We start from the raw sequence: 16,729 nt of genomic DNA, 5'->3' as shown, positions 1-16,729 counted from the left end.
GATTTTCCGCCCGTTTTGCATTCAACTGCTGATCCTTCGACAAGCTCAGGAAGAAGTTCGACGGTTCTGGATGAGGGAAGCCGAGCCTATGCAGCCACCAGCGCTTGAGAGCCTGAATCAAAAAGCTGCATGATCACCGGAACGCAGACAAATTGCCATTTGCAGCCACACAGGATGGCTTTTGGAACAGGCTCTAAACAACAGGATCAAGTTTGCGGAAGCGCACGCGGGCGCTGCGTTCGATGGCGGCAACGGTCAGTTCATCCAGTGTCCAGCGGTCACGCAGCATCTGGAGAAATTCCAGTTCTTCCTGCTCCACATGGAGATCGGCAGCAGCGACTTCGACAGCCAGCGCATAGGCCGTATCGTAGAGACGTTCCGGCAGTGCTTCATGGGCAAGGTCGAGAATTTTTTCCAGGCCGTCTTCATCGGCAAGAAGCGCATAGCAATCATTGGCAATCTGCGGCAGGCGCCCGGTATCGAAACCGCGGAAAACCGGCAGGCGCGTCACCACATTGCCGATGGATTCCAGCTCGGCATCGGTCATGGTGGTGTCGGCGGCAGACGTCGTAATCATAATATAGACGAGTGCATCCTGCTGGGTGATCTTTTTCATCGGGTACTCCTGCACAACAATAGCCGGAATCAACTTCAACGGCCCAAATTGTTTTGAAAGTTAGGAAGCCGCATCCCGTTGCGCAAGGAAATTCGGTCGCAACCGTTGACGGACAGTGGTTGCCGCGCCATAGAGCAGTATGCGCCTCCCTTGCGCGCAAGTTTTCAATGAATAAACTTTCTTCACAGGATTAAACCATGACCTCGCACCGCCTTCCCGACATCACGCTGACCCCGGAACTGACCGCGGCGGCTGCGGAAGCGAAAGCATGGCCTTTTGAAGAAGCGAAGAAAATCCTCAAGCGTTATGCAAAGACCGGCCTGCCGGAAACGGTGATTTTCGAGACCGGTTATGGCCCTTCCGGCCTGCCGCATATCGGCACGTTCGGCGAAGTGGCGCGTACCTCTATGGTGCGCCACGCCTTTCGCATCCTGACCGAAGACAAGGTCAAGACACGCCTGATCTGCTTCTCCGACGATCTCGACGGCATGCGCAAAATCCCGGACAATGTGCCGGACAAGGCAGCCCTTGAACCCTATCTGCAGATGCCGCTTTCCGCCGTTCCGAACCCGTTCGGTGGCGACTACAAGAGCTTTGCGGACCATAACAACGCCATGCTGTGCCGCTTCCTCGACACTTTCGGCTTCGATTATGAATTCGCCAGCGCGACGGAATATTACCAGTCCGGCAAGTTCGACGCCGTGCTTCTCAAGGCTGTCGAGCGCTATGACGACATCATGAAGGTGATGCTGCCGACGCTCGGCGAAGAGCGTCAGGCGACCTACAGCCCATTCCTGCCGATCTCGCCGAAGTCTGGTCGCGTGCTTTACGTGCCGATGAAGAGCGTGGATGCCAAGGCTGGCACCATCACGTTCGACGATGAGGACGGCGTTGAAACCACGCTGTCCGTCACAGGCGGCAAGGTGAAGCTGCAATGGAAGCCGGATTTCGGCATGCGCTGGGCAGCGCTCGGCGTCGATTTCGAAATGTTCGGCAAGGACCACCAGACCAATGCGGGCGTTTATGACCGCATCTGCGAAATCCTCGGCGGTCGCGCGCCGGAACATTTCGTCTACGAACTGTTCCTCGACGAGCTGGGCCAGAAGATTTCCAAGTCCAAGGGCAACGGCATTTCCATCGATGAATGGCTGGCCTATGCGCCGACTGAAAGCCTTGCGCTTTACAATTTTCAGAAGCCGAAGACCGCCAAGCGGCTTTACTTCGATGTCATCCCGAAGGCGGTGGACGAATATTTCACCTATCTCTCGGCCTATGAGCGTCAGGAATGGAAGGACCGGCTGAACAATCCGGTCTGGCACATTCATTACGGCAACCCGCCGAAGGTGAACCTGCCAGTCACTTTCGCGCTGATGCTCAATCTGGTCAGCGCATCGAATGCCGAAAATCCGGCTGTGCTGTGGGGTTTCATCTCGCGCCACGTGCCGGGCGTTACGCCGGAAAACAATCCGGAACTCGATGCGCTCGTCGGCTATGCGATCCGCTACTTCAACGATTTCGTGAAGCCGACCAAGCAGTTCCGCGCGCCGGATGATGTGGAACGGGCAGCCCTTGAAGCATTGGATGCGAAGCTCACAACGCTGCCTGCCGGCACTGATGGCAACGACATCCAGAACGCCATTCTTGACGTCGCCCGTGCCATTGAGCGTTATCAGGACCACACCAAGAAAAGCCCGGAAGGCGGTCCCGGCGTTTCGGTTTCCTTCTTCCAGATGCTCTATGAAGTGCTGATCGGTCAGGAACGCGGACCGCGTTTCGGCTCCTTCGTCGCGCTTTACGGCATCGACGAAACCCGCGCGCTGATCAAAAAGGCGCTGGCTGGCGAACTGGCCTAAGTGCCCAGACACGACAGGAAACAGCCCCGGTTTTCCGGGGCTTTTTTCATTGGATGACCGACGTTGCCCTGGGCCACATACCCATGCGCTAAACAAGTTCTTGCTGACAGCGCCTGATCTGTGGGTTCTGCGCGGTTTCAATACCCTCCGCCGCCTAGCTGCTATCTATCACTCGACCCCAATATGCCTGGGATGATGAGCCATGTTGGCACTCCCGGTCACCTATTCACTTTTGCGCTCCGGCGCCGGAGTATTTCAAAGTAAGTTTAAATATACTCTTGATTGTCATTTTCGGCTTTTCTTGTATTAACATATGTTAAGCTGGAATAATCTCTATTAAACAATGACACCGGAATATAAACCAAAGATTATTTGGTAATCCCACCATCATCTGTGATAGGATGTATGGATAGTATCCAATCTTCACACACAGTGCGAGCATCCCTTTACTCCATCGAATGCTAGATTCGATGGACATTCGGAACTGTCGAGAAGACCTCCGGCGATTGAAGAAACGGAGCCTGCAGTGTCAACCGAGTTTGAAAAGATACGGCGCACAGTGCGCAGACGTCGGACCATGATCATCGTGGCCAAACATACGCTCGTGCGGACATCCATTGTAAAATTCCTGGAATACGAACTTGCCGATTGTAATGTCGTTGGCATGGCCTCTTTAACAGAACTGGTCAAAGCCAGCAGACGTGACATAGCTCTCATTGCGTTGGATCTGGGAGGCAGGGCGATGGATAGCTCCGCACTGCGGGAAGAGCTCCTCACCGTTGAGAGCCACTTTCAAGCGGCGTCGATTGCTCTTTTTTCCAACAAAGACGATGTTCTGCTGGAGTCACAAGCGATTAAAATGGGCGTGCGAGGGTTCTTTACGTCGTCCCTTCCGGTAGAGATCGCTCTGGCTGGCATTCGGCTGGTGCTTGCGGGAGGCATATTCTGTCCGCATCCGCAGGGCGCTCAGAGTACGATTCAAACAACGATCTCCCTCAAAGATAGGTCAACGACTGAATTGGCCGACGATGGAACCGATAGTGTGAACTACAGCTGGTGCCAGCCAGCCATTACCGGTTTCACACCGCGGGAAGTTGACGTTCTGACTGAGTTGCAGCGCGGTCATTCAAACAAGGTCATTGCTGAGAAGCTCAATCTTTCCGGCAATACCGTGAAGATGCACTTGCAGCATATTATGCGTAAACTACATGTTCAGAACAGAACCGAAGTCGTTCTATTGCTTGGTGCCAAAGCGACTGCCAATGGGAGCGCCATTCAATAGGCGCAGATAATTCAGTTTTCGCGGAAAGCCCGGTGAAAACTGTCCAGCAATGGCCTGACAGCATAAAGTGCGACACTGCTTTCCCCGGTTTCTATCAGGGCCTGCACAGGCATTCCGGGGATCATTTCCACGTCTCCGGCCTGCATCAGTTCATCGTCGGTCACGCGGATCGTCGCGGCATAATAGGGCTGCCCGGTCTGTTTATCGATAAGCCGGTCGGCCGAAACATATGTCACTTGTCCTTCCAGAAGAGGCACGCGTCGCTGATCATAGGGCAAAAGATGCACCTGAGCGTTCAAGCCGGGACGCACAAGGTTGATATCCTCGGGCCGAACATGCGCTGACACGATCATGTTGCCATCCTGCGGCACCAGATCCAGCAACGGCTCTCCTGCCCCGATAACGCCGCCCGTAGTATGAATGCGCAAATCCATGACAATCCCGTTTTCGGGCGCCTTGATATCCGTCCGGATCAGTTGATCGTTGATTGCGCGGTATCGTTCGCTTAACAGGAAAAGCTGGTTTTCGGTCTCGCGCAGTTCCTTTGCGATCTCGTTTTGGCGATCACTCTCCAGCTTGACGAGATTGGCCTGTGCTTCATTGATCACCTGATAAGCGCGGGACATCTGAGCTATGGTCTCTCCCAGCTGTCCATCCAGATCAGCTTTCTCGCGTGCGAGATTCAATACGCTCGTTTTGCGCTCGAGCCCCTTTTTCACAAGCGGATTTATCATGTCCAGTTGCTGGCGCGTGATCTCGATGCGGGACGACAAGGCCATTTTTTGCGCCGCCAATCCGGTTATCTCTTCCTTCACCTGCCCCATTTTCTCGTGCGTTATGGCAATTTCAGATCGATAGACGTCGCGACGGGCTTCAAATATTCTTCGTTGTCCGACGACAATGGCGTTGACGGCCGGGTTATGCGGCGCGAGTTGTTCCAGCTCCGGTGGAAACAAAAGTTGCATCTCGTTCGCCTGTTCAGCGACCAGCCGAGCCCGGCTCGCCTGTGCGTCCCACAGCTGTCCTTGAATACCGACCAGCTCCGTCCTGGGCTTTGTATCGTCCAGCTTGATCAGAATCTGACCGTTGGAAACCAAATCGCCATTGTGGACATAGATCTGCTGAACAATACCGCCTTCCAGATGCTGAATGGTCTTGCGGCTGGATTCCGCTTCGACAACACCCACAGCGACCGCCGCACTTTTAAGCGGTGCGAAAACTGCCCATATTCCGAAGCCTGCAACGAATATCAATACGAGCAGGTTTCCTGTCCAGGCCACGCCGCGCAGCCTTGGCCGTGATGTAAGCGGCGTTGGCAAAGTGTTTTTCCCAGGCAGCAATAGCGGGAAAGACGGGAGCTTCAGCTGTATTGCCCGCAAATGAGCCAGCAGCAGCGAATACTTCAACGCATTTGCTACCTTCACCGGGAGTTCGATGGGAACGAGGGTCATGACGAGGCATCCCTTACGGTCCAGTTTTCGCGGGGACGCGAAGGAAAGCATCGAAGATTTTCTCGCTATCTCCAAAAGCGCTCACCATACCGTCACGCATCACAGCGATTTTGTCGGTCACGGGCAGAATGCCCATTCGATGCGTGATGATCACAATTGTAATTTGCCTGCACTTCATGCGCTCTATGGCGTCGAACAACAGCCGCTCACCCTCATAGTCGAGACTGGAATTCGGATCATCAAGGACCACGAGAGGAGGGTTGCCATAGGCTGCGCGCGCCAGTCCCAATTGCTGGCGTTGCGCCCGCAGAAGCAAGGCGCCACCTTCGCCGATATCGGTTTCGTATCCCTGCGGCAATCGCATGATCGTCTCATGCAGTCCGACGAGCTTGGCAGCTTCGATAACCTTACGCGGATCCGAGCTGTCGAGCCGACCGATGACGTCTTTGATCGCACCGCCGAAAAGTTCAATATCCTGCGGGAGATAGCCGATATGGCGGGCATTGTCGCAATGGCGAAGCAGTGAAATATCAATGCCACCCAGAAGAGCACACCCACACGTGGGCCGTGAAACGCCGGCCAGAATTCGTCCGAGCGTGGATTTTCCCGATCCTGAAGGGCCGATCAAGGCAACACAATCGCCAGGAGCGACCTGAAACGACACGCCTCGCAGAATGAACCGATCCGATGAGGGGAACCGATAGCCGACATTGTCGAGAACGAGCTGGCCTTTGGGCTCCGGTAGCAGAATGGTTCGCTTGCTGTCTCCGGGTGCAACCAGAGTGAGCATCTTGTTCAGGCGATTGAATGCACCGCGTACGAAAGCCAGTGCCCGCCACGCGCCTATGGCGCCTTCTACAGGTGCCAGTCCACGCCCCAGCAACAGACTGGCGACAAAAATAATTCCGGGGTTGCTGTTGTTCTGGAGGACGAGCCATGTCGCGGCTCCCATCATCAAAATTTGCGTCAACGCACGCACCGATTTCGAAAATGCCTGAAGCACCTCTGTTCGACGCGCCACACCATCCTGAGCCGCTCTGACAGCCTCGGCATCCCGGTAAATGAGGTGAGCTGCGCCATGTTGCATCCCCATCGCGCGGATTACACCGATATATTTGAGAGCCATTGTGAAGCGGGAATAGCTTCGTGCCTGCGCAATATTTGCCTGTTCATTCAATTCGCGCGTCGTGAACTCATTCAACAAGGCCAAAAGCAGCAGGCACAATGCACTGCTCAAGCCGATAAACCCGAGGAGCGGATGAACCAGAAAAAGCAGCACGAGAAAAACTGGGGCCCAAGGAATATCGAACAATAGCGCACATGATGGGGAATCCAGAAACTGGCGCAAAACGGAAAGGTCACGATAATTTTCAGCGGCTGTTCCGGCATCAGTGCGCGCCGCATATTCGAAGGATGCATTCATGACGACAGGACGCAATTGACGATCGAGCCAGCTACCGATCCGGGAAAGCGCGGCGCGGCGTACGATATCGAGCAGAGACCCGACAATAACGGCTATCGCGATGATGATCGTCAGCATCAGCAAAGTATCAACACTGCGGCTCGACAGAACACGATCATAAATCTGAAGAAGATAGAGGGAGGGAGCAAGCAGAAAAATATTGTAGCCGCAACTATAGGCGAAGACCAAACCGAAGGCACCGGCACACCGACGCAAGGCAGCGACCAATGGGGTCACCGTATAGCGCGCTTGCGTAAATGCCGCTGTCATGTGTCGTCTCCGTCGAGATCTCCATTGTTATCGTAGGTTCACAATACCCATTGGCCTGTGAGGCAATGTCAGCGTATCGGCAATTCCGGGTAAAATGGGGAGCAACGATTTCAACCGTCGCTCCCAAGTCGGATTTCTCGACTACCCAGCAAAAGCCAATCGCCGATCACAGCGGCAAGTGGCTCAGATCGATATCGTGAAAATTGTCGTTAAAGCTGTCGACAAAGTTCGCGATATCGTTGGTCGTCGTAGTGGTTGTTGTGGTCGTCGTTTCCGGATTGGAGTGCACGAGCGCAGAGGAAATATCACCGCCGCGAGCCATGTTCCCATCGCCGCCGTTACCACCGACCCCTGCAAGGATCGTTGCGTGCTGGTCGGCCAGAAGTTCGGTATATTGAACGGCACTGGTGTCCGCCTGACCGGCTGCTACATTGCCGCCGCTCGAAGAACCCAGACTGCCGTTGGAATTCGCGTCGCCGCCAGCACCGCCTGCACCATTGTTGGTGATGTTGGCGAGAAAGCCATTCGCTGCATCGGCTCCGCCGCCATCTCCGGCATGGCCTGCGTCCCAGCTGGCGTTTAACCACGGGGAATCGCCACTATGCACATCAACGGCTGCGCCTGTTACGTTTTGCGTATTGGCCACGACTGCACTTGGATTGTAATTGATATTCCCAAAATTATAGCCATCAGCACCGTTACCGGCATTAGCGTCGCCTGCATAAACGTCACTGAGATGGATTGTGTCGGAAACTCTCGGAATAGGCATCGTTTAATTCCTCCCTGTTGAGCCCCAGCCCTGTTTCGGATTGAACATCAGTCTTGGTGGTCGGCATTCCCAGATAAGAGATTGGTAAAATCGCGTTACCGACCGCGTTCCAAAGAGTGCGCGTGTTGATGTTGCGGGACTAGCTAGAAATTCGGGTACCTACTTTAGGGTGGGCCAGACCGGAATGTATCAAGCGTGAAGAAGGCCAAGAATGTCGTTTGCAAGAAGCGCATCATGGCTTGTGTCGGTCAGATTATCGTAGCCGCCTGAACCACCGATACCGGCAATCTGTAGAGCATGCTGATCGACAAGCAGATGGTCTATCTGCTGGGCATCAGCGGTTCCGCCAGCGGGAACTGCAATATTGATCGGGTGGAAATACCCGATATTCACGTCCACCATACTGCCCAGGGAAACACCGTCACCACCGCTTCCTGCAGCTGTATTGCCGGTGAAAATTGTGTCCGAGGCCATGTTGAAGCCGCCGCCATTACCGCCGATCCCGGCAATCTGCGTGCCGCCCTGATCGAAAATCACGTTGTTTGTCTGGTGCGCCTCTGCATTGCCGCCAGCGGCAGCGACAGCGATATTGATGGGGGAGAAAATCGCCACGTTCACATCGATCATGGTGCCGGCAAAAACACCCGCGCCACCATGACCCGCATAATTATCACCGGTGAAATAATAGGAATTTCCAGCGTCTGTATGTATCGGAGAGGCCGAAACGGACCCGGCGGCATTATGGTCTCCACCCGAGCCTCCAATACCCGCCATCTGGTCCGCGCCTTGCAGGAAGGCAGCGTTGTTGGTCTGGTTAGCAGACGCTACGGAATTGGATCCGCCTGCAACCGCAGCATTGACGGGAGCAAAAACCGCGACGTCAGAGCTGACAAGTCCCCCGAAGAAAACCCCGTCGCCACCGCTTCCTGCATGATTGGAGGTCGCGCCTTCTGTACCTCCGATCACGGCGTTGCCGTTTCCGCCGTCTCCCCCCATTCCAGCCATTTCAACGACATGCTGATTAATCAATGCGTTGTTGAACTGGTCCGCGCCCGCCCCGGCTCCCGGACCGGCAATTGCCGTATTGGACGGAACGAACACAGCGGATGCGTCGCTGCTTATCACACCGACGCTCAGTCCCATTCCACCGCTTCCGGCGGAATTGCCGGTTGTGCCTGAAGCGACACCGAAAGGGAGCCATGTCGGCACGAGCGCCAGGTGTCCGGCTGCGGTAGTTAAAGACGTACCTTGAACACCACCTGCAGTGAGGGTCTCGTTGGATATGGGACGTAGTTCATTCATCACCATTTCTCCTCGCCGGCGCCCAATTCCCAATGGTGTTGAGAAATATTCGGCTCCAAGGCTATTGTGCCGTCAAATGACGCAAAAGAAGAGCCGGTAATTTGTCTACATCTGTTTGGGTGTAATGCACCCTTCGGGTTCCGTGCGGGTAACTTGAGCTTATATGGATCCGCTGCAGGAAACCCGCTCTGCGCGGACCGCGGCTATACCGACAGCCACCATTTCACATGGCTCGCGACGGTCCGCCCACATTTCGCAAGTGAAACAATTATCTTCATTTGACTTTCTTTTTGTTTTCGATTTTCATTGTTTGGCTTTCACACTCGCAATGGCCGAACGTGTGGACAGGGGGAGGAACATGTCAGTTACGAGTGCGCATGCCCTCTTCTCGGACAGTGGCGATAACGGTGTTCGGCACCATCGCCAAAGCGACAAGCTGCGTGCTTGTCGAAGTCATCCAAACCAAGTTTGTTCAAGCGTTAAAGATCACGGTCGCGCTGCCGCATCTGCTGGCTCGCGCTCATTGAGCGCCGGGTTCGGTGTTGTGTTAAGCTGGATGAAATCCGTTAGGAAACATCCTGTTAACAGCGCCCGGATTGTCGTTGGAACTTGCATGTTTCCTGAGAAAGTGTGGAAGCGGTTCGCAGAACACGGATTGCTCATAAGGGATAAGGCACAGTCCCTGGAAGTTCATATTGAGAGGAATTGCCAATAAGCGCAATAATTCCGACGGTTGGAGGAGGCCTCGGGACATATGCTGGAATTGCGAAATATCTCGAAGACGGTTGGTGGAGCCACCCATATCCATCCGACAAGTCTGGTACTGCCTCGCGGGAGCCTGAATGTCCTGCTCGGACCGACCTTGTCCGGGAAGACCTCGCTCATGCGCCTCATGGCGGGCCTGGACAAGCCAAGTGAAGGCTCGATCCTGTTCGACGGACAGGATGTTACAGGCATGCCCGTGCAGAAGCGCAATGTGGCGATGGTCTACCAGCAGTTTATCAATTACCCGGCTCTGACGGTCTATGAAAACATTGCTTCGCCGATGCGCATCGCTGGCAAGGCACAGTCGGAGATCGACAGCGAGGTTCGCAAGGCGGCGGACCTTCTCAAGCTGACGCCTTATCTGGACCGCACACCGCTTAATCTCTCCGGCGGGCAGCAACAGCGCACTGCAATTGCCCGGGCCATTGTGAAAAAGGCCAATCTCGTCCTCCTCGATGAACCGCTGGCCAATCTCGACTACAAGCTGCGTGAGGAACTCCGTGAAGAGCTGCCGCGCATCTTTGCCGAATCCGGTGCGATCTTTGTTTACGCAACAACCGAACCTTCGGAAGCCCTGCTGCTCGGCGGCAATACGGCGGCACTTTCAGAAGGCCGCATCACGCAGTTCGGGCGCACAATCGATGTCTATCGCCGCCCGCTCGACCTCGTCACGGCACGAACATTTGCCGACCCGCCCCTGAACACAGCACGCATGGTCAAGTCGGGGGATCGTTTCCTGCGCGCCGACCGCCCGGCCATTGCCGTACCAAGCCAATTGGCTGATATAAGCGACGGTCCACTGACGATCGCGTTTCAGCCGCATCATCTGCTGGTCCGCCCGGCGGAAAACGCTACGGTTCCCATTCGGGCCCGCACGCTGGTATCCGAGATCGCCGGATCGGAAAGCTTCATCCATCTCGATTACGAAGGCGACCGCTGGGTCATGCTGGCGCACGGTATCCAGATCGTCGAGCCTGATCGCGAAATCGAGGTCTACCTCGACACGCGACACCTGATGGCATTCGATGAAACTGGCCGCGCGGTTGGCCGCACGGTTGGTTTGGCGGCATAGGAGGGCGACGATGGCACGTATCACTCTCGATCATATCCGCCACGCTTATAATGCGAAGGCGCAAGCCGCAGGCGAATACGCTCTCAACATGGTCAATTACGAGTGGGAGGACGGCAGCGCCTACGCGCTGCTCGGCCCGTCCGGTTGCGGCAAGACGACCCTGCTCAACATCATTTCCGGCCTTCTGCAACCAACTGAGGGGCGCATCCTTTTCGACGGGCAGGACGTAACCGGCCTTGCCACCGAAGACCGCAACATTGCGCAGGTCTTTCAGTTTCCCGTCGTCTACGACACGATGACCGTGTTCGACAATCTGGCCTTTCCGTTGCGCAACCGACGGATGCCGGAAGCGGAAGTGGAACGTCGCGTCAAGGACATTCTGGAAATGACCGACCTCGGCGGCATTGCCGGGCGACGCGCACGCGGACTGACGGCAGATCAGAAACAGAAGATTTCGCTCGGTCGGGGACTGGTACGCGCGAATGTGAACGCAATCCTGTTCGACGAACCCCTGACGGTTATCGATCCGCACATGAAATGGGTGCTGCGCTCACAGCTGAAACGCTTGCACCGCCAATCGGGTTTCACGATGGTCTATGTCACGCATGACCAGACGGAGGCGCTGACATTCGCCGACAAGGTCGTGGTGATGCATAACGGAGAAATCGTGCAGATCGGCACGCCTGCCGAACTGTTCGAGCGCCCGAGGCATACATTCGTTGGCTATTTCATCGGCTCGCCGGGTATGAACCTCATGCCCGCACGGATCGACGGCCAGACTGCCACAGTCGGCGCGCAGGCCATTCCACTGCCCGGCATACCGCAGATTGGTGATGCAAAAAGCATCGAACTGGGCATCCGTCCGGAATTTGTCAGGCTCGGTCGCGAAGGCCTGCCAATCAGCATCGACAAGATCGAGGATATCGGGCGCTACCGCATCGTGCGGGCAGGTTTTGAGGGGCAGAAACTCGCCGTCGTGATCGGCGAGGACGACGACATACCAGCCGAACCGCGCGTGACCTTCGATCCGAAGGCAATCGGCATATTCGCGGATTCCTGGCGCGTGGGAATGGAGGGCTGACCATGGAAAAAAGCTGGAATAACAAAGCCTGGTTCCTGGTCCTGCCGGTGCTGGTGCTGGTCGCCTTTTCCGCCGTCATTCCGCTGATGACGGTGGTGAACTATTCGGTGCAGGATACGTTCGGCAACAACCAGTTCTTCTGGGCCGGGACGGACTGGTTCGAGCAAATTCTTCACTCCGGTCGTTTCTGGGATGCGCTCTGGCGCAATCTCATTTTCTCGTTCATCGTGCTGGCGATCCAGATACCGCTCGGCATCCTGATTGCGCTCAACATGCCGAAAAAGGGCTTCTGGGTCCCCGTCTGTCTGGTCACCATGGCATTGCCCCTGCTGATCCCGTGGAACGTGGTCGGCACGATCTGGCAGGTTTTCGGACGCAGCGACATCGGCCTGCTCGGCTACTACGCCAACTGGCTGGGGCTGGACTACAACTACGTCAACGATCCGTTCGACGCCTGGGTGACGATCATCATCATGGACGTGTGGCACTGGACCAGCCTCGTGGTGCTGTTGTGCTATGCAAGTCTCGTATCCATTCCGGATGCCTATTATCAGGCAGCCAGAATCGACGGAGCTTCGCGGTTTTCAGTGTTCCGTTACATCCAGCTGCCGAAGATGAAGCGCGTTCTGCTGATCGCCGTCCTGCTCCGTTTCATGGACAGTTTCATGATCTATACCGAGCCCTTCGTGGTGACGGGCGGCGGACCGGGCAATTCGACAACATTTCTGTCGATCGATCTGGTCAAGATGGCGCTGGGTCAGTTCGATCTTGGACCGGCGGCGGCGATGTCGTTGATCTACTTCCTCATCATCCTGCTGCTGTCATGGGTGTTCTACACCGTCATGACCAGCCACGATCAGGAGGTGTGAGATGAACGCCATACAGGGAACTTCCGTGGGCAGTGCACCTGCAATTGCGCCGGTCTCAAACGCCGTCCGACAAAAATCGAGAAGACGTGAGAGGTCGCGGTTCGGCTGGCTGATACCGACAATCTATATCGTTCTGCTTCTGATACCGATCTACTGGCTCATCAATATGAGCTTCAAGACCAATCAGGAAATCCTGACGTCGCTGACGCTCTTTCCGCATGAGCCAACATTGCAGAACTATCGCGCCATCTTCACCGACTCCGCCTGGTATTCGGGTTATATCAACTCGATCATCTATGTGGTCATGAACATGGTGATTTCGGTTTCGGTGGCGCTGCCTGCAGCCTATGCCTTCTCGCGCTACCGGTTTCTGGGCGACAAACACCTGTTCTTCTGGCTCCTGACCAACCGCATGGCGCCTCCGGCGGTGTTCGCCCTGCCGTTCTTCCAGCTCTATTCGGCATTCGGGCTCATCGATACGCATATCGCGGTCGCACTGGCGCATTGTCTGTTCAACGTGCCGCTGGCGGTGTGGATTCTGGAAGGCTTCATGTCGGGCGTACCGAAGGAAATCGACGAGACAGCCTATATCGACGGCTATTCGTTTCCAAAGTTCTTCGTGAAGATCTTCATGCCCCTGATCGCATCCGGCATCGGCGTGGCAGCCTTCTTCTGCTTCATGTTCTCATGGGTGGAATTGCTCATCGCCCGCACGCTCACGACGACAGACGCGAAACCCATTGCAGCCACGATGACGCGCACCGTTTCTGCTGCCGGTATGGACTGGGGGCTGCTCGCTGCGGCGGGTGTTCTGACGCTGATACCCGGTGCGTTGGTGATCTGGTTTGTCCGCAATTACATCGCCAAGGGCTTTGCCCTAGGGAGGGTATGACGATGTTTCATATGCCCGACTTCTCATGGATGGCCTGGACCTGGCAGACGGCGGCATTTTTCTGCGCCATAGCATTTCTGCTGCTGGGCATGGGCGTGTGGGAATATATCTCGCCCGGCGGCTCGCCGCGCAACGGTATCCTGCGCTTCGAGACAACACGCGGCGACCGCCTGTTTATCTCGCTGCTCGGCAGCGCATTCATCAATCTGGCATGGCTCGGGCTGGTCGGTCCGAACCTCTGGTGGGCTCTTGCCATTTCAGTGGTCTACGCCATCGGCGTATTCCGCTTTGTGTGAGAAATCCGGAGCGGAAACCTTCCGCTCCGCGCAAAATGGGCTCGGGGGACAAACCGCGCCCGGAAGTCGATATGCAATGCACTCGCAAGCTTTGGGAGGATCAACATGCGACGGCATCTAATGACGACTACAGCACTTATCGTGCTGGCAATGACAGGGGCGGCTTCAGCGGGAATGGATGAGGCGAAGCAATTTCTCGACAAGGAAATTGGCGACCTTTCATCCCTGTCGCGCGCCGATCAGGAAAAGGAAATGCAGTGGTTCATCGATGCGGCCAAGCCTTTCCAGGGCATGGATATCAAGGTCGTTTCGGAATCGCTAACCACCCATGATTATGAATCGAAGGTGCTGGCGCCCGCATTTACCGCCATCACCGGCATCAAGGTCACGCATGACCTTATTCAGGAAGGCGACGTCGTCGAAAAAATTCAGACCCAGATGCAGACCGGCCAGAATCTTTATGACGGCTGGGTCAACGACTCCGATCTGATCGGCACGCACTGGCGCTATCAGCAGGTCCGCAACCTCACCGACTTCATGGCCAATGAAGGTAAGGATGTCACCAATCCGGGCCTCGATCTGGACGATTTCATCGGCAGCAAGTTCACGACGGCTCCGGACAAGAAGCTCTACCAGCTTCCCGACCAGCAGTTCGCAAACCTCTACTGGTTCCGCTACGACTGGTTCAACGACGAGAAGAACAAGGCCGACTTCAAGGCCAAGTACGGCTACGATCTTGGCGTACCCGTCAACTGGTCTGCCTATGAGGACATCGCCGAGTTCTTCACCGGTCGCGATGTCGACGGCAAAAAGGTCTACGGCCATATGGACTATGGCAAGAAGGACCCGTCTCTCGGCTGGCGCTTTACCGATGCGTGGCTTTCCATGGCTGGCAACGGTGACAAGGGACTGCCAAACGGTCTGCCGGTTGATGAATGGGGTATCAAGGTTGATGACCAGTCGCGTCCGGTCGGCTCATGCGTAGCCCGCGGCGGCGATACCAATGGACCAGCTTCGGTCTACGCCATCCAGAAATATCTCGACTGGATCAAGGCCTATGCTCCGGCAGAAGCTCAAGGCATGACCTTCTCCGAATCCGGCCCGGTTCCGTCGCAGGGCAACATCGCCCAGCAGATTTTCTGGTACACGGCTTTCACCGCCGATATGGCCAAGCCCGGCCTGCCGGTCGTGAACGAGGATGGCACGCCGAAATGGCGTGTTGCCCCCTCCCCGCATGGCGTCTACTGGAAGGACGGCATGAAGCTTGGCTATCAGGACGTGGGTTCCTGGACCCTCATGAAGTCCACCCCGGATGACCGGGCCAAGGCTGCCTGGCTCTATGCGCAGTTCGTGACGTCCAAGACGGTCGATGTGAAAAAGAGCCATGTGGGTCTGACCTTCATCCGCGACTCGTCCATCCATCATCAGAGCTTCACGGATCGGGCACCGAAGCTCGGCGGTCTGGTCGAGTTCTATCGGTCGCCGGCCCGCGTCCAGTGGTCGCCAACCGGCACCAACGTGCCTGACTATCCAAAGCTGGCTCAGCTCTGGTGGCAGGCGATCGGCGATGCATCGTCGGGTGCAAAAACGGCACAGGAAGCGATGGATTCACTTTGCGCCGAACAGGAAAAAGTTCTCTCGCGTCTGGAACGTGCGGGGGTACAGGGCGACATCGGACCGAAGCTCGCCGAGGAACATGACATCGAGTACTGGAACAAGGATGCCGTTTCCAAGGGTAACCTCGCTCCTCAGCTGAAGATCGAGAACGAAAAAGAAAAGCCGGTTACGGTCAATTACGATGAACTGGTCAAAAGCTGGCAGAAGTAAGCCTTGCGCATAAACACTGTCGGGAAATCCGTGGGATGACACGACAGGCTGAACATTGAACCGCATTGCGTACATTCATTGCGCAATGCGGTTTTCATATCAACGTGAGGACAAGAAGAAGGGCGGCAGGTAATGCCGCCCTTTTGTATTTCAATCACAATCAGCCACGCTGTGAATCGAGCTGTTCGTGGTTCTTTTCGACTTCCTGCGCCTTCAAGTAGCTTTCGATGAGAAGCTGGTAGGGAGGGAAAATCTTGGTGTAGACATTGGCCCATTCCTGCGCATCGTCACGATACCATGTCTTCTGGAGTTCCGAAGCCACCGCAGCCGTATCCATCGGCACGACACCGGCCTGAACAACACGAGCGAGCGTGATTTCCTGCGCCATCTTGGAATAGGTACCGGATGCGTCCACCACGGCGAAAACCTTGTAACCGTCCTGAACGGCACTGATTGCCGGGAAGGCCATGCAAACGCTGGTGATGGTGCCTGCGATGATCAGGGTCTTGCGGCCCGTGGCCTTCACGGCAGCAACGAAATCCGGATTGTCCCATGCGTTGATCTCGCCACGGCGCGCTACATATTTGGCATGAGGGGCGTTCTCATGAATCTCGGGGATCAGCGGACCATTGGGGCCCTGCGGCACGGATGCCGTGGTGATGACCGGCATCTTGGTCAGCGTGGCCATCTTGGCAAGCGCGGTCGCATGATTGCGCAAAACAGGCATCGGCATGTCTGCGACGGTCTGAAACAGGCCGCTCTGATGATCGATCAGAAGCATGACGGCGTCGTTGGGGTCGATAACCGGACGCTGGCCGTTAAAGTTAGCTGGGCTGCTCATTTTAAGTCTCCTTCTTCAGGCTTGGACGTATTCAGGGCCGAAAGCATTTCCGGTCCGGGGATACCCGTGGTTCTTACTGAC

At 55.9% G+C, this 16,729-nt stretch carries 14 protein-coding genes; 8 read left to right on the top strand and 6 right to left on the bottom strand.

What is annotated here, in order from left to right; genetic code table 11:
• Positions 1-193: 193 nt before the first annotated feature.
• A complete protein-coding gene (locus CES86_RS23920) occupies positions 194-616 on the bottom strand; it encodes a tellurite resistance TerB family protein (protein ID WP_010659157.1) in 423 nt (140 codons plus the stop codon).
• Between the two features lie 197 nt (positions 617-813).
• On the opposite strand from CES86_RS23920, the gene CES86_RS23915 reads away from it, so the two are divergent.
• Both CES86_RS23915 and CES86_RS23910 read left to right on the top strand, forming a co-directional pair.
• Positions 814-2,469 carry a lysine--tRNA ligase gene (locus tag CES86_RS23915; RefSeq protein ID WP_094515599.1) on the top strand — a complete coding sequence of 552 codons (1,656 nt, stop codon included), beginning with the start codon at positions 814-816 and terminating at the stop codon, positions 2,467-2,469.
• Positions 2,470-3,046: 577 nt separating this feature from the next.
• Positions 3,047-3,751, top strand: coding sequence for a LuxR C-terminal-related transcriptional regulator (locus tag CES86_RS23910; RefSeq protein WP_094515598.1), 705 nt, complete (start codon positions 3,047-3,049; stop codon positions 3,749-3,751).
• An 11-nt stretch (positions 3,752-3,762) separates the two neighbouring features.
• Here CES86_RS23910 and CES86_RS23905 read toward each other — a convergent pair whose 3' ends face one another.
• From CES86_RS23905 to CES86_RS23890, 4 genes are all read right to left on the bottom strand, one after another.
• The gene (locus CES86_RS23905) at positions 3,763-5,202 is read right to left on the bottom strand and encodes an HlyD family type I secretion periplasmic adaptor subunit (protein WP_010659160.1); all 1,440 of its coding nucleotides are present in this window, start codon (positions 5,200-5,202) and stop codon (positions 3,763-3,765) included.
• Positions 5,203-5,215: 13 nt separating this feature from the next.
• Positions 5,216-6,934, bottom strand: a complete 1,719-nt coding sequence (locus CES86_RS23900) for a type I secretion system permease/ATPase (protein WP_094515597.1) — start codon at positions 6,932-6,934, stop codon at positions 5,216-5,218.
• 166 nt (positions 6,935-7,100) lie between these two features.
• Positions 7,101-7,703 carry a hypothetical protein gene (locus CES86_RS23895; protein ID WP_010659161.1) on the bottom strand — a complete coding sequence of 201 codons (603 nt, stop codon included), beginning with the start codon at positions 7,701-7,703 and terminating at the stop codon, positions 7,101-7,103.
• 189 nt (positions 7,704-7,892) lie between these two features.
• Positions 7,893-9,005, bottom strand: coding sequence for a hypothetical protein (locus tag CES86_RS23890; RefSeq protein ID WP_094515596.1), 1,113 nt, complete (start codon positions 9,003-9,005; stop codon positions 7,893-7,895).
• 754 nt (positions 9,006-9,759) lie between these two features.
• Here CES86_RS23890 and CES86_RS23885 point away from each other — a divergent pair.
• From CES86_RS23885 to CES86_RS23860, 6 genes are all read left to right on the top strand, one after another.
• Positions 9,760-10,842, top strand: a complete 1,083-nt coding sequence (locus tag CES86_RS23885; protein WP_010659163.1) for an ABC transporter ATP-binding protein — start codon at positions 9,760-9,762, stop codon at positions 10,840-10,842.
• Between the two features lie 10 nt (positions 10,843-10,852).
• A complete protein-coding gene (locus CES86_RS23880) occupies positions 10,853-11,923 on the top strand; it encodes an ABC transporter ATP-binding protein (protein ID WP_094515595.1) in 1,071 nt (356 codons plus the stop codon).
• 2 nt (positions 11,924-11,925) lie between these two features.
• Entirely contained in the window at positions 11,926-12,792 is an 867-nt protein-coding gene (locus CES86_RS23875; RefSeq protein ID WP_010659165.1) for a carbohydrate ABC transporter permease, read from the top strand.
• Position 12,793: 1 nt separating this feature from the next.
• Positions 12,794-13,684, top strand: coding sequence for a carbohydrate ABC transporter permease (locus CES86_RS23870; RefSeq protein ID WP_029926704.1), 891 nt, complete (start codon positions 12,794-12,796; stop codon positions 13,682-13,684).
• Positions 13,685-13,686: 2 nt separating this feature from the next.
• On the top strand, positions 13,687-13,980 hold the full coding sequence (locus CES86_RS23865; protein ID WP_012093317.1) for a DUF2160 domain-containing protein: 294 nt from the start codon (positions 13,687-13,689) through the stop codon (positions 13,978-13,980).
• Positions 13,981-14,085: 105 nt separating this feature from the next.
• Positions 14,086-15,807: an ABC transporter substrate-binding protein gene (locus CES86_RS23860; protein ID WP_010659168.1), complete on the top strand. Its 1,722-nt coding sequence runs from the start codon at positions 14,086-14,088 to the stop codon at positions 15,805-15,807.
• Between the two features lie 160 nt (positions 15,808-15,967).
• Here the strand turns inward: CES86_RS23860 and CES86_RS23855 are convergent, their stop codons facing one another.
• Positions 15,968-16,648, bottom strand: coding sequence for a hydrolase (locus CES86_RS23855; RefSeq protein WP_094515594.1), 681 nt, complete (start codon positions 16,646-16,648; stop codon positions 15,968-15,970).
• Positions 16,649-16,729: the final 81 nt, after the last annotated feature.

This window comes from Brucella lupini (genome assembly GCF_002252535.1).
In the GTDB taxonomy this organism is placed as follows: Bacteria; Pseudomonadota; Alphaproteobacteria; order Rhizobiales; family Rhizobiaceae; genus Brucella; species Brucella anthropi.
This window is presented reverse-complemented; position numbering and strand designations above follow the sequence as displayed.

Coding starts and splice junctions, on each gene's coding strand:
- CES86_RS23915 (WP_094515599.1), top strand. CDS start 814: ATGACCTCGCACCGCCTTCCCGACATCACGCTGACCCCGGAACTGACC.
- CES86_RS23900 (WP_094515597.1), bottom strand. CDS start 6,934: ATGACAGCGGCATTTACGCAAGCGCGCTATACGGTGACCCCATTGGTC.
- CES86_RS23920 (WP_010659157.1), bottom strand. CDS start 616: ATGAAAAAGATCACCCAGCAGGATGCACTCGTCTATATTATGATTACG.
- CES86_RS23905 (WP_010659160.1), bottom strand. CDS start 5,202: ATGACCCTCGTTCCCATCGAACTCCCGGTGAAGGTAGCAAATGCGTTG.
- CES86_RS23870 (WP_029926704.1), top strand. CDS start 12,794: ATGAACGCCATACAGGGAACTTCCGTGGGCAGTGCACCTGCAATTGCG.
- CES86_RS23865 (WP_012093317.1), top strand. CDS start 13,687: ATGTTTCATATGCCCGACTTCTCATGGATGGCCTGGACCTGGCAGACG.
- CES86_RS23860 (WP_010659168.1), top strand. CDS start 14,086: ATGCGACGGCATCTAATGACGACTACAGCACTTATCGTGCTGGCAATG.
- CES86_RS23855 (WP_094515594.1), bottom strand. CDS start 16,648: ATGAGCAGCCCAGCTAACTTTAACGGCCAGCGTCCGGTTATCGACCCC.
- CES86_RS23880 (WP_094515595.1), top strand. CDS start 10,853: ATGGCACGTATCACTCTCGATCATATCCGCCACGCTTATAATGCGAAG.
- CES86_RS23890 (WP_094515596.1), bottom strand. CDS start 9,005: ATGAATGAACTACGTCCCATATCCAACGAGACCCTCACTGCAGGTGGT.
- CES86_RS23875 (WP_010659165.1), top strand. CDS start 11,926: ATGGAAAAAAGCTGGAATAACAAAGCCTGGTTCCTGGTCCTGCCGGTG.
- CES86_RS23910 (WP_094515598.1), top strand. CDS start 3,047: ATGATCATCGTGGCCAAACATACGCTCGTGCGGACATCCATTGTAAAA.
- CES86_RS23885 (WP_010659163.1), top strand. CDS start 9,760: ATGCTGGAATTGCGAAATATCTCGAAGACGGTTGGTGGAGCCACCCAT.
- CES86_RS23895 (WP_010659161.1), bottom strand. CDS start 7,703: ATGCCTATTCCGAGAGTTTCCGACACAATCCATCTCAGTGACGTTTAT.